General features: G+C 62.8%; 1 protein-coding gene. It reads left to right on the forward strand.

Translation table 11 applies throughout. From position 1 onward, the window contains the following. Nucleotides 1-261: hypothetical protein (locus tag ACQQ5U_RS19465; RefSeq protein WP_437400134.1), on the forward strand; the 261-nt coding region annotated here is incomplete at both ends.

Consider the following 261-nt stretch of genomic DNA (forward strand, 5'->3'; position numbering starts at 1 on the left):
CCGCGGAGAGCAACTTCACCGTGACCATCAACAACACCCCGCCGGTGGACGCCCCGGCGGACGTCACCGCATGTGACTCCTACACACTGCCCCCACTCACGGACGGCAACTATTTCGACGCCCCCAAAGGAGGGGGCAACCCACTGCCCGTGGGCTACGAGGTGGACAGCACCATGACCGTCTACGTCTACAACGAGACGGGCACCACACCGAACTGCTCCGCGGAGAGCAACTTCACCGTGACCATCAACGACACACCTT

It is taken from the genome of Flagellimonas lutimaris (assembly GCF_051494225.1).
Taxonomy (GTDB): Bacteria; Bacteroidota; Bacteroidia; order Flavobacteriales; family Flavobacteriaceae; genus Flagellimonas; species Flagellimonas lutimaris_A.